This window comes from Persicimonas caeni (assembly GCF_006517175.1).
Classification (GTDB): domain Bacteria; phylum Myxococcota_A; class Bradymonadia; order Bradymonadales; family Bradymonadaceae; genus Persicimonas; species Persicimonas caeni.
On record NZ_CP041186.1, the window covers coordinates 1,995,186 to 2,007,887 of the forward strand.

7 protein-coding genes are annotated in these 12,702 nt (G+C 66.9%); 2 read left to right on the plus strand and 5 right to left on the minus strand.

All coding sequences use genetic code 11. From position 1 onward, the window contains the following. Positions 1–150: 150 nt before the first annotated feature. Entirely contained in the window at positions 151–2,898 is a 2,748-nt protein-coding gene (locus FIV42_RS07445; protein WP_141197065.1) for a cation-transporting P-type ATPase, read from the plus strand. 65 nt (positions 2,899–2,963) lie between these two features. Here the strand turns inward: FIV42_RS07445 and FIV42_RS07450 are convergent, their stop codons facing one another. Next, positions 2,964–4,664, minus strand: a complete 1,701-nt coding sequence (locus FIV42_RS07450) for a potassium channel family protein (RefSeq protein WP_141197066.1) — start codon at positions 4,662–4,664, stop codon at positions 2,964–2,966. A gap of 129 nt (positions 4,665–4,793) precedes the next feature. On the opposite strand from FIV42_RS07450, the gene FIV42_RS07455 reads away from it, so the two are divergent. Beyond that, entirely contained in the window at positions 4,794–5,384 is a 591-nt protein-coding gene (locus FIV42_RS07455) for a YIP1 family protein (protein WP_141197067.1), read from the plus strand. Positions 5,385–5,421: 37 nt separating this feature from the next. Here FIV42_RS07455 and FIV42_RS07460 read toward each other — a convergent pair whose 3' ends face one another. From FIV42_RS07460 to FIV42_RS07475, 4 genes are all read right to left on the minus strand, one after another. Next, entirely contained in the window at positions 5,422–5,970 is a 549-nt protein-coding gene (locus FIV42_RS07460; RefSeq protein ID WP_141197068.1) for a YaeQ family protein, read from the minus strand. A 369-nt stretch (positions 5,971–6,339) separates the two neighbouring features. Continuing rightward, positions 6,340–9,960 carry a serine/threonine-protein kinase gene (locus tag FIV42_RS07465; protein ID WP_141197069.1) on the minus strand — a complete coding sequence of 1,207 codons (3,621 nt, stop codon included), beginning with the start codon at positions 9,958–9,960 and terminating at the stop codon, positions 6,340–6,342. Positions 9,961–10,039: 79 nt separating this feature from the next. After that, complete coding sequence (locus FIV42_RS07470) at positions 10,040–10,789, minus strand: hypothetical protein (RefSeq protein WP_141197070.1); 750 nt, start codon at positions 10,787–10,789, stop codon at positions 10,040–10,042. 451 nt (positions 10,790–11,240) lie between these two features. After that, on the minus strand, positions 11,241–12,659 hold the full coding sequence (locus FIV42_RS07475; protein WP_141197071.1) for a hypothetical protein: 1,419 nt from the start codon (positions 12,657–12,659) through the stop codon (positions 11,241–11,243). Positions 12,660–12,702 lie beyond the last annotated feature (43 nt).

Sequence of the window (12,702 nt, forward strand, 5' to 3'; positions counted from 1 at the left end):
TTCTTTTGCCTCCTTTACTTCCTTCGCTTCCTTCACGGTTCTTCTTGATCCTTCCCACCTCGCCTCTATCTTGTTGCGCCGCATCACCCGACCCCAGCCCGGGTCGCCTAAACGAGCCCTATTGGAAGTCTCCACAGCAGTCATATATCCATGCCCAACGCATCACCCGAGCCCTCGTCCCCCCGAAAGCAAGCGCACCGAGAGCAAGCCCACCAAGACTGGCACGCCAAGCCCGCCGACACCGTCCTCGACTCTTTGGAGACGAGCGCCGACGGCCTCTCGAACGAGGAAGCCCAGGCGCGGCTGGAGGCTTACGGGCCGAACCGGCTGCCCGAGCCGGAGAAGCGCAGCGCGCTGGTGCGCTTTTTGCGCCACTTCCACAATATCCTCATCTACGTGCTGTTGGGCTCGGCGGCCATCACTGCGCTGTTGGGGCACTTCATCGACACGGGGGTCATCCTCGCGGTGGTGATCGCCAACGCTGTCATCGGATTCATCCAGGAGGGCAAGGCCGAGGAGGCGATGTCGGCGATTCGCAAGATGCTCGCCTTGCGCGCCTCGGTGATGCGCGACGGCCGACGCCAGGCCGTGGCCGGCGACGCGCTGGTCCCCGGCGATATCGTGTTGCTGGAGGCGGGCGACAAGGTGCCGGCCGACCTGCGTCTGCTCGAGGCGCGCGGCCTCAAGATTCAGGAGGCGATTCTGACCGGCGAGTCCGTGCCGGTGGACAAGCAGGCCGGGGCCGTGGCGGCCGACGCGGCGCTGGGCGACCGGGCGTCGATGGCGTTCAGCGGGACGGTGGTCACCAGCGGGCAAGCCCGCGGCGTGGTCGTGGCGACGGGGTCGCAGACCGAGATCGGGCGCATCAGCGGGATGTTGTCGACCGTCGAGGAGCTCACCACTCCGCTGGTCGAGCAAATCGACTCCTTCGGGCGCTGGCTCACCCTGTTTATCCTGCTCGTCGCCGGCTTGCTGCTCGCCTACGGCTTTTTCGTGGCGCACTTCGACTTCGCCGAGATGTTCATGGCCGTCGTGGGGCTGTCGGTGGCGGCCATCCCCGAGGGTCTGCCCGCCGTGCTCACGATCACGTTGGCGGTGGGCGTGCGCGGCATGGCCAAGCGCAACGCGATCGTGCGCCGGCTTCCGGCCATCGAGACGCTCGGGTCGGTGTCGGTGATTTGCTCCGACAAGACCGGCACGCTCACCCGTAACGAGATGATGGCCGCCTCGCTGGCCACCCAGGCGCACACCTTCGATATCCAGGGCACCGGCTACGAGCCGCGCGGGGCCATCCACCTCGAAGACGTGCCCGTCGACGCCGGCGAGCACGGCGTGCTCGAGGCGATGGGTCGCACGGCGGTGTTGTGCAACGATGCGTTTTTGCACGAGAAGGACGACGGCTGGCGGGCCGAGGGCGACCCGATGGAGGGGGCGCTGCTGGCGCTGGCGGGCAAGATCGGCTTCGACATCGGCGCCGAGCGCGCCCGCTGGACCCGCACCGACGCGATCCCGTTCGACGCCAAGCACCGCTTCATGGCCACGTTGGACCACGACCACGAGAACAACGCCTTCATCTCGGTCAAGGGCGCGCCCGAGCAGATCTTGTCGATGTGCGCCGAGCAGCGCACCGCCGAGGGCGGCCGCGAGCGGCTCGACCGCGACTTCTGGCACGACAAGGCCGAGCAGATCGCCGCTCAGGGCCAGCGCGTGCTGGCGTTTGCCGTCAAGCCGGTCGACCCGTCACACACCGTGCTCGAATTCGACGACGTCGACGATTTGATCTTGCTGGGCCTGGTCGGACTCATCGACCCGCCGCGCCCCGAGGCGATCGAAGCGGTGGAGGCGTGTCGCAAGGCGGGCATTCGGGTCAAAATGATCACCGGCGACCACAAGGGCACCGCGGCCGCCATCGGCCGCCAGATCGGCCTGCAGAATACCGACGAGGTGCTCACCGGCACCGACCTCGACTCCATGGACGACACCGCCCTGGCCCGCGCGGTGCTCGAGACCGACGTCTTCGCGCGCACCAACCCCCAACACAAATTGCGCCTGGTCGAGGCGCTGCAGTCCCACGGGATGACCGTGGCGATGACCGGCGACGGGGTCAACGACGCCCCCGCGCTCAAACGCGCCGATGCGGGCGTGGCCATGGGGATTACGGGCAGCGAGGCGGCCAAGGAAGCCGCCGAGTTCGTCTTGGCCGACGACAACTTCGCCTCCATCGTCGCCGCCGTGCGCGAGGGACGCACCGTCTACGACAATATCAAGAAGGTCATCAGCTGGACGCTCCCCACCAACGGCGGCGAGGCGATGGTCATCATCGCCGCGCTGCTCTTCGGCATGACGCTACCGATCACCCCGATCCAGATCTTGTGGATCAACATGATCACCGCCACCACGCTGGGGCTCGCACTGGCCTTCGAGCCGACCGAGCCCAACACGATGAAGAGGCCGCCGCGGCCGCGCAAACAGCCGCTGTTGACCGGGTCTCTGGCCTGGCACGTGGTCCTCGTTTCGCTCCTATTTTTGTTCGGCGTCTTCGGCATGTACCGCTACGCCATCGACCGCGGCTATTCGATCGAATTGGCGCGCACCATCGCGATGAACACGCTGGTGGTCATGGAGATCTTCCACCTCTTCTTCATTCGCAATATCTACGGCACCTCGCTCAACTGGCAGACGGTCCAAGGCACCAAGACGGTCTGGATCACGGTCATCGCGGTCACCATCGCCCAATTCGCCGTCACCTACCTGCCGCCGCTGCAAAAGATCTTCGCCACCGAGCCCGTCCCCTTCCTCGACGGCTTGCTCATCGTCGCGGTGGGTGTCGCGCTCTTTGCGGTCATCGAGACGGAGAAGCAAATTCGGCTGCGCGCGGGCGACGTCCGAACGTCATGAGCCACCGAAAGGTGACTCAACGGCTGGCATGGTGACGCATCGAAGTAGGCGCCTGCCCCCATCGCCTACCCGTAGAGTTCGTTGAACCGCTGGGCCTGCTCGCTCGAGCCGATGAGCAATATTTCCATGCCCTCCTCGAGCTCGATGCTCGGCGAGAAGCGCGAGATCGTCTCGTCGTCGCGTTTGAGCGCCACCACGCTCATGCCCGTCATCGCGCCGATGCCGCTTTCGGCCAGCGTCTTTCCCCGCAGTGACGGGGGGACCTGGCGGGCGAACAGGTCGACTCCTTCGCCGAGCACGATGAGCTTCTTGCCGCGAAGGATCGAGGTGATCGCGTCGACGCCGAGGGTGGCGTAGCTCAACACGAAGTCCGCCCCGGCGCGGTACATCGCCTCCAGGTTGCGCCCGTGGGTGATGCGGCTGACGATGCGAAGCTCGTCGTTGAGGCGGCGACAATAGGAGGTCAGGTAGATGTTGACCGCGTCGTCATTGGTCGTCAGCAGCACCGACGGCGCCTGGTCGATCCCCGCCTCTTTGAGCAAGGAGTAGTCGGAAGCGTCGCCGCAGTAGACCTGGTCGCACAGCTCGCGCAGCAGCTTGCAGCGCGACGAGTCGCGCTCGACGAGGTGGACGGGCACGTTCTTTTTTCGCAACGAGCGCACCGCCGCCTCGCCGACGGTTCCACCGCCGATGACGAGCACGGGGTTGGGGTTGACGTCGTAGTTGGCGAGCACCGAGTCGAGTTGTTCGAGCTGTTCTTCCTCACCGATGACCACGGGCACGCTCGCCTCGGTCAGCTCCCGGTTGGGGTCGGCCGACTGCAGCGGACCGCGCTCCCACACACCCACGATGCTCACGCCAGTCTCCTCGCGAAGCCGCGTCTCGCGGATGGTCTTGCCGGCCAGCGGCGTGTTGTGCACCGGCAGCTCGGCGATCTTGAGGTCGCCGTACTCGCCGAGCGGATGCAGCCCCGCGCGCTGGGCGTTGATGCGATTGGCGAGTTGCTCGCCGAGCCAACGCTTCAACGGGAGCACGTGGGTCACGCCGCTGAGCTCGAGGATGTCGACGGCGTTCTCGTCGGCCGACACCGCCGCGATGGGCACATCCGGGGCGACCTCGCGCACCGTCAGAGTAATATTCGTGTTGACGATATCGTCGTGATTGGCCACGACCAGCCGCGCCGCATTTGCCCGCGCGTTCGTGTAGGTCTGGTGGCTGTCGATCTCCCCGATAAGTGTCGAGAGCCCTTCGATATACCACTCCGAGGCAGTCGTCGGGTCCGGCTCGATGAGCACGTAGGGGATGTCCTCGCGCTCGAGCCACTCGGTCAGCTGGGGCGAGATGGCGTCGCGTGCGCAGATGATGACGTGGCCGCGGGTGTCGGGCGGCAGCTCTCGCGGGGCACGCGTGCGGATCTGGGCCTCGAGCCACGGCGCATAGAAGAACCGGATGAACGCAAACGGCAGCACGATGAGCAGCATGACGATGCCGGTCACCAACACCACCACGCTGAACGCGCGGCCGATATCTGACTGGAAGGTGATATCGCCGAAGCCGAGGGTGCTCATCACCGTCAGCGTCCAATAAAGCCCGGTGATCCAGGAGTGCTCTTCACCCTCGACGTACAGCATGATGAAGTGGAACAACACCGTGAACACGATGATGACGACCACGAGCAGCCCGATGAACTTCATCAACAGCGGCAGGTTTCGCCTCAGCTCCTTATTCTCCAAGAAGTGAGATAACTGGGTGCTAATCGTCTTCATAAGCCTTCCTCGCGCAAACGTTGCTGACCGTCCGCCCTTCAATAATAATTCCACCTCGATAGTGCACGTAGCTTTTCTGCACGGCGTGCGCTCTGCAGAGCCGAATCACTACGCACAGGAGTTCGAACGGTGTCCGCCCCCCATACTTTCGCCCAACGCTACCTCGGCACATTTCTGCGCCCCGGCCGCACCTTCGAGGCGCTGAGTGAGCACCGCGCGCTGCGCTCGGCCATCGGTGCCGTCCTGTCGGCGGCGATGGTCTACAGCGCCTTCGTGCTGTGGATGTACGCCACCGGCCACCAGCCGTCGTTCACCGGCAACCCCATCCCAGCCGAACACTATTATCTGTGGCAGGCCATCTTCTTGCCGCCCTGGCTTCTGGTCGCCTGGGCGGCGTACGCCTCGGCCGCCCACGGCCTGTCGCGCCTCTTCGGCTCGACGGCTACGTGGCCGGCGACCGCCGCCCCGCTCGGCTTCGCGCTGGCCGTCCCGCTGACCTGGAGCTACCTCATCCCCGAAATGCTCGTCTTCGGCCTCGCCGGCCACGGCGCGCTCGTCACGGCCATGCGCATCACAGGCCCGCTGACCTTGATCTGGTGGAGCGTGCTGACCTGGAAGGCGCTGCGCTCGACCCACGAACAGTCGCGTCTTGCGAGCGCGGCCATCACCTTCGTGGCGCTCCTCGCGCTCATCGCGGTGACGGCGGTATTGGTGCGCTAGTGGCTTCTCTGCAAGGCGTCCGTGTTGGCTGCTCGAGTTACCCGCCGCGGCGCTCCTGAAACACCGTGGGCGTTGTTTGGAAGGTCTCGTCACCGACGGTGACGTAGACGACGCCCTCATTGCGCAGCACGTCCCACTTGCTGTTGCGCGTCAGCGCGGCGGCGACTGCGTCGATAAACGCCGGGTCGAAGGCGACCACGGTGACCTCGTCGCCCCGGTACACGTCGCCCGACTCCAACTCGGCAACCAGTGGCTCGGGGCTCTTGTGGGTATAAACGACCACTTGGTCCGCTTGCTTGGTCACTTTGTGCAGCAGGTCGCCGGAGGGATGGCCGATCTCGATCCACAGGTCGATGCCTCCCATCTGGTTTGGGGCAGACAACCCCGGATCCTCCGGAGTCGAGATTCCGCGCCCGAAAGCCAGATCGTCACGGTATTCCAAGGCCATCGCCAAGACGCGCGTGACCAGATAGGCGTCGGATTCCGACGGGTGCTGCGCCGGGCGCAACTCCAAAGTCTCGTACACCCCGCGCTCGACATCGGAGAGGTTGATTTCGAAGCGGTACATCGTGGCAGACAACGCCATAAGATAACTCGTCGCCGGATTTGTTAGCCAAAGCTTTCAACGCCGCAAAGTACCATCCCCCACGGCGCGCCACCAGCGCTCGATGACGAGGGCAAGATGCCCACGCACCGAACATATCGCCCTCTTTCGGTGCGAGTGCTTCCAGCTCTCGTGGACGAGGGCAAGATGCCCACGCACCGAACACATCGCGCGCTTTCGGTGCGAGTGCTTCCAGCGCTCGCTTACGAGGGCAAGATGCCCACGCACCGAACATATCGCGCGCTTTCGGTGCGAGTGCTTCCAGCGCTCGTGGACGAGGGCAAGATGCCCACGCACCGAACACGTGGACGAGGGCAAGATGCCCACGCACCGAACACATCGCGCGCTCAGTTATTCGAGCTCTCGCCAGAGCCTCGCCTCGAGCTCGGCGAGCTTTTGGGCGCGGGCGGGATGGCCCCTTTCGACACAGATTGCGGCTCCTTGCTGGGCAATCCAGGGGAAGTCGCGGGTGCGATAGTCGTAGGTGTCGATGCCCTGCTCGGCGGCCTCGATATGGCGGTGCCAGCCGTCGTCGTCGCCGCGTGCGGCGGCCGCGATGGCGAGGCACAGCGAGACCTGCGGGCGGCGCGAGACGTAGCCCTGCTCGGCGAGGCGCGTCCACAGGACTTTGCATTCGCGCTCGACGACGTCCCATTGCCGCGCGCCGATGGCGGCCAGGGCGACGTTGAACCGGGCGATGACCGCCGAGCGCGAGCCGTTGCGTCGCCAGCGTGCGGCCGCCTCTTCGTAGCAGCGCACGGCCTCGTCCCAATCGCCCTCGACCCGCGCCAACTCGCCGAGCAGATTATAGCCCGAGCCCTCGAGCCCGCGATTGCGCGTCGCCCTCGCCTCGCGCAGCAAATACTCGGTGATCTCGCGTACCCGCTCGTATTCGCCCTCCTCGAACCAACACCAGGCGATATTCCAGTCGCATTGGAGCGCTGCGCGATGCGCGCCGGCGGCCTCCAGAAGCTCGCGGCCGCGGGTGAAGACCTCGCGGGCGCGTTCGTACTCGTTGAGCTGCCACAGGTAGAAGCCGCGCTTGCGCAGACAGCCGGCCAAGAGCTTGTCGTCGTCGAGCTCCTCGACGAGCCGTTCGGCGCGCAGGACGAACTCGAGGGCGTCTCGATATTCGCCGCGCGTGTTGGCCAAGCCGGCGAATTGCGCCAGAGTCGCCGCCTCGATCTCCTTGGCCTTGGGCCCGGTGTGGTTCTGAGTCCATGCGTGGGCTCGCTCGGTGAGCGTGCGGCTGTCGTCGGGCTTGCCGTGGTTGAGGAGCGCGGCCGCGCGGGTCACCCAGTTTTCGGCGCGACGCCAGTCGTCGTCGGCGGCGCCGGCGGCGTCGAGCACCTCGACCTGACGCTCGAGCATGGCGAGCTCGCGGGCGAAGTCGCCGCGCCCGGCGGCCGCCCCGGCGGCTCGGCGCAGGGGCTCGTAGGCGTTCAGCGGGCGTCCGGCCTCGACCCAGTGTTCGGCGCGGCGCTCGGCGGCCAGCTCGTTGCGCTCGTCGTATAGCCCTTCGAGCATCCGCGCGCAGCGGCGGTGGTGGTCTTCGAGCCTTCCCGCCTCGGCGGCGATGCGTCGCAGGCTCTCGGCGAGCAGGCCGTGCGCGAAGGTCCAGCCCGCCTCGCGGGGGGCGGCCAGGCCGGCCTCGATCATGCGGTCGACCAGGTAGACCGGCACGTTCCAACCCGCGTCGGCGCAGACCGCGTCCCACTCGCGATGGTCGACCGACTTGCCCAACGTCGCCGCCAACTCGAGCGCCTGCAGCCCGTCGTCGCCCCGGCGGTTCCGGTCGCGAAGCAGCCGCTCGATGCGGCGTCGCCACAGCCGGTGCAGGTCGGCGGGCACGGCCTCGTCGAGGTCGCCCACAAACCGAACGCGCCCCGCCGCCTTCGTGACATGATTCTGGCCGACATGATCTTGGGCGACATGATCCTGGCCGACATGATCTTGGGCGACCTGCCCCTGCTCGACCCAATCGCGCACGATCTGCACGGCGAAGAGCGGGTGCCCCTCGGTGCCGTCGGCCAACCTCTCGACCAACGTCTCCTCGAACGGGAGCATGCAGCGGATGAGCTCGGCGTGATCTTCGCGGGCGAGCGGGGTGACCTGCAGCGTCGAGGCGCACAGCTCGCGCAGCTCGTCGGCGAGCTCGGGGGTTTCGTCGAGTTCGTCGTCGCGGCTGGTCATCACCACGAGCACCGGCGCCTCCACGTGCTGCGCCTCGCTGCACAGGTGGCGCACGAACGACACGGTGCGCGCGTCGCGCAGCACGTCGTCGAGCCACAACACCACCGGACGTCGCCGCGCCAGGGCGCCGACGATGCGGGCGAGCGCCCGGTTGCTCTCGTTGGCCCCGTAGAACCCGAACGACGCGGCGTCGTCGGGCGGCTCGACCGACCCGGCCAGATGGAGCAGCCCGGCGGCGTCGATGAGGCGCTCCTGGCTGTCGAAGCCCAAATGACCGAGCTCCTCGGCCATGCGCTCCATGGCTTCGGACCACTCGAGCCCCGAGCACTGAAACCAGCGCACCAGCGCCGAGGCGAGCCCGTCGGCCGGGGCGCTCGGCCGCGAGTGGGTCACCTGAATCGGCTCGGCCGCCCCGGTCTCGTGGGCGCGCTCGGCGAGCCAGTCGATGAGCCTGCTCTTGCCGCAGCCGGCCGCCCCGTGCACGAGCACAGCCTGCGGCCGCTGCTGCCCAGCAGCCTGCCGCAGCGCCTCCCACAGGCATCGGCGCTCGTCGACCCGGTCGACGAACGGCAACTTGCGCAGCCCGAACAGGTTCATCCCCATCGGGGCCGCGGGCCGTCTTTGGCGCGTCTCGTCGTCGCGCCAGCTCGGCGGGACGGTCGGCGCCTGGGTGGGACTCGAGAATTCGTCGCGCGACGCGGCGAGCTTGGCGTCCGCGGCCCACTCGAGCATCTCGGTGGGCGCTCCCTCGGGCTCGACGACTGTCCGGTCGACCTCGAGGTCGACGAGGGTCTGGTCGACCTCGCTCGACGGGATGGGGAGGTCGGCCTGTGCTCGCAAAGGCGAAGGGGCCCCGCCTCGGGACGGGCTGTTGTCGAGAGTCATGTCATCGAAAGCCCTATCTTGGAGAGCAAGAAGCGCGCGGCGCGCATCGGCCGCCCGTTGCGGCCGCCTGTTGGGCGGCGTCTGCAGCAACCAACGCAGCCACGCCTCCAGGCCGTCGGGGGCCGCAAACCGCGGCAAAAACGGTGCGAGCCGGCCCGACAGGTGCGCGTGCAAGATCTCGCGGCTCGACGGCCCTCGGTGCGCCGCCGACCCGCAGGCGACGACCCACAACAGACAGCCGGTCGCGTACAGGTCGGTCCACGGCCCCTGGCGGTGGGGCTTGGCCAAGATTTGCTCGGGGGCCATGTACTTGGGGGTACCGTAGGTCGTCTCGGCGCGTTGCTGCGCCTCACGGTCGCGGTCGACCCGAAACAACTCGGCGATGCCAAAGTCGACGAGCGCGATGTCGCCGGGCGACTCACCAGCGCGCACCAACACGTTGGAGGGCTTGAGGTCGCGGTGCAGTACGCGGCGAGCGTGGGCGTGAGCGAGCGCGTCCAGAAGCGCCAGGGCGAAGTCGCGAAAGTCGGGCCACTCCCACCGGCGCGACGCCCGACGCACGGTCACTCCGTCGACATACTCCATGGCAAACCAGGGCATGCCCGTGCTCATCGCCACATTCGGCGTCTTGTTCGATTCGGTGTTCGGCTCGTCGACAAACCCAAAATCGTAGATGGTCGCAATACTCGGATGGTCGAGCTGGGCGAGCGCGTAGATCTCGCGGCGGAACGCCACGCGATACCGCTCGTCGCGCGCCCGGTCCTTGGTCAACAACTTGACCGCCGCCCGTTCGCCGTTGGCATGCCGGGCCAAATAGACCTCGCCCATGCCGCCCGCCCCGATGGGCTCGAGCAGTTGAAATGGGCCGCAATCGATGTCCGTAGGAATCGCCATGATGCAAATCTCGCCGATCTCAATAGCTGTGGCAGCATAGCCGTGTGTGTAGGGGATGGCCAGAAGGTGGGTGTGTACGTCAGGCCTCGACCGCGTCTGCGGAGCGGCTCGGGGCGTCGAGTCCGGCGGCGCGGCGAGTCGTCGGGCGCACCCGCTTGGCCAGTTCGTCGTGGCCCGCCATGATGAACAGCGAGCTGAGCTGGCCGGCGACCCCGCGGTAGATGCGCTCCCAGCGCGCCACGGCCGCGTCGCGCTCGAGCATCGCCCGCTCGGTCTCGCGGCGCTCGATGCCGAGTGTGTCGAGCGCGACGGCGAGGTCGTCGCGGACTCGACTCACCTCCTCGTGCATCGCCGCCGAGTCGAACGTGGCCCCAAAATGGCCCGATTGGCGGACGGGATACTCCTCCAGGCGGTGGAGGACATTATCCAACTCGGCGAGCAACCGGTCGGGCTGACGAGGGGTCACAGAGGGCAGCCCGTACTTGCTCGGCCCCCCTTCGCCGAGCGTCGAGCGCGTGTGGTCGCGCGCATCCATCACAAGCTTGCGCGCCTCGGCCACGCACACGTCTCGCCGGGCCCGCGCGACTTCGTCCTGGGCGCACTCGCTCGCGTAGCGCATGTCGAGCTCCTCCATCTCGTCGGTCACGCTCAACAATAACAAGACGCCGGCCTGGGTCATCGGCACGAGCTGCGCGCCATCGAACCCCGCCAGCCCGTCGAGCTCCCCGGCCAACTCGGCGACCACCTTCGGGGCGTGCACCTCCCCGGCGTCGGCGACCACGCGCGCCTGCTTGGTGCGATTGATAATCTGAATGCTCTGGGCAGACATCACTTCCCTCCTCGGATCGACATCGTTCAACAGCGGTAAGAAAGGTCCTCACTCACCACGCTCGTCGGATCTCGCACGCCCCAAGGCGCCGAACATCCCCTCCGATCAAGTGTGAAATCGTGCTCTCGATGCTATCCGGCGGCCTCCCTCGGCACAAGGAGCCGTTTCTTGCTATTGGAGCGGCTGCGAAGGTGTCCGAGAAAAATCTCTGGGCTTTGCAGCTGTTACGAAGGGCTCCGAGAAATCTCTGTGGCCTTTGTAGCCGTTTCGACGGCGAGCGATGATGATTTGTGGGCGTTGCAGCGGTTGCGAATGGGGCCGAGGAAAATCTCTGGGCTTTGCAGCGGCTGCGAAGGTGTCCGAGGAAAATCTCTGGGCTTTGCAGCGGCTGCGAAGGTGTCCGAGGAAAATCTCTGGGCTTTGTAGCGCGTTGCAGGCAAGCAGCGCCGGACTACTCGAGGCTGTACGCCGCCAGGACGGCGAAGCGATGGTCGTTCCAGACGTTGCCGATGACGGCCCAGATCAGCTCGCGTTCGTCGTCCCAGAAGAGGCCTCGGACGCGGCTGAAGGTGCGTTGACCCTCGGGCGCCCACGAGATGGAGTCGTCGAGCGGGAAGTCGGAGCGATGCGCGGTGCACTCCCACGGTTCGCGTTCCCCGGCGAGGACTTCGGCGAGTTCGGCGGGGTCGTACACGTAGAGGCTCTGGTGGTAGCGCGCCGGGGGCATCGATTGGTTCCACGGCTCGTCTTCGTGGCCGCCGCGGTTTCCGCCGCCGGAGTCCGGCGAGTAGAAGGTCACCGGGTCGAGCACGGTGAAGAAGGCGCCGCTGCCGCCGTCGCCCTGGGCGCGGTAGTCGAGCGCGCCGCGGCCCTGGCTGACGGGGAAGACGAGGCCTTTGAAGTCGTCGTGGTCGACCCAGGCGGCCGGGCCGACGTCGCCGGCCTGCCAAAATCCATCCGTCTCATCGGCGTCTCGCCAGATCGGAAGCTGATGGATCGTCTCGCCGGCTTCGTCGACCGGGTATTGGTAGTCGGGGTCGCGGCGAGCGGGGTGCGAGGTCGGGTGGTCGAGCAGGACGTAGTCGACCTGGGTGTCGGCGAGGTCGAAGGCGGCCAGCGCCGGGCCGAGCGGCGAGCCGAGGACGTCGTAGCCGCCGCGGCCGATACCGATGGTGCGCCCGTCGGTGTGCTGGTCGGCGAAGGCCTGCGGGATGCGCGTAAAGCCGGCGGCAAACGCCTGCTGGACGTGGAAGTTGCCGTTTTCGTCGAGGGACGGGTCTTCGATATGGAGCAGGGTCTCGTCGCCGGTCTCCAGGTTGAAGATGGTGGCCCACTTGGGCTCGAAGCCGCTGCGGTAGGACTTGCGCCCGCTGGCCAGCACGCGATCCTCGTCGAGCCAATGCACGCCGCTCGGCGAGACCTTCTCGACAGTGGCGAGCGGCTGACCATTGCGGCCGGGGACGAGCTCCGGCCAGGTGTCGGTCGGCCCGGTGCCCATCGTGTCCGGCTCGGTGTACTCGATGATACGCCCGCTGACGCCGTGATTGGCGATCCACTTGCCATTGAGGCGGTCGATGGAGCCGGACATGTAACGGGTGTTGTCGCCGTCGATACTTGCTTGCGGCACGCGGAAGCCGCCGACGAGGCGCAAGTTGGCGGCGCTGACGAGGGTGCGCGAGGCGTCATCGGCGTCGGGAGCGTCGGCGTCGGGATTGTCGAGCGTATCGGCGGTATCTGCCGCGTCGGCCGAGAGTTCGCCGGCGTCTTCGGCGTGCTTGTCGGAATCGGAGGCGTCGCAGCCAATGAGCGCGAGAGCGACGAGCGTGGCGAGGCTCGCTCGGAGAACGAATCGATGAGAGGGGCTGTTCATGCGTTTGTATCGGTGCTGGCGTTGTTTGCTTGGGGTTTGCTCG

What these genes read in the sequence shown, in the direction of transcription:
- FIV42_RS07450 (WP_141197066.1), bottom strand. Translation starts at nt 4,664, where the DNA reads ATGAAGACGATTAGCACCCAGTTATCTCACTTCTTGGAGAATAAGGAG.
- FIV42_RS07470 (WP_141197070.1), bottom strand. Translation starts at nt 10,789, where the DNA reads ATGTCTGCCCAGAGCATTCAGATTATCAATCGCACCAAGCAGGCGCGC.
- FIV42_RS07460 (WP_141197068.1), bottom strand. Translation starts at nt 5,970, where the DNA reads ATGGCGTTGTCTGCCACGATGTACCGCTTCGAAATCAACCTCTCCGAT.
- FIV42_RS07465 (WP_141197069.1), bottom strand. Translation starts at nt 9,960, where the DNA reads ATGGCGATTCCTACGGACATCGATTGCGGCCCATTTCAACTGCTCGAG.
- FIV42_RS07475 (WP_141197071.1), bottom strand. Translation starts at nt 12,659, where the DNA reads ATGAACAGCCCCTCTCATCGATTCGTTCTCCGAGCGAGCCTCGCCACG.
- FIV42_RS07445 (WP_141197065.1), top strand. Translation starts at nt 151, where the DNA reads ATGCCCAACGCATCACCCGAGCCCTCGTCCCCCCGAAAGCAAGCGCAC.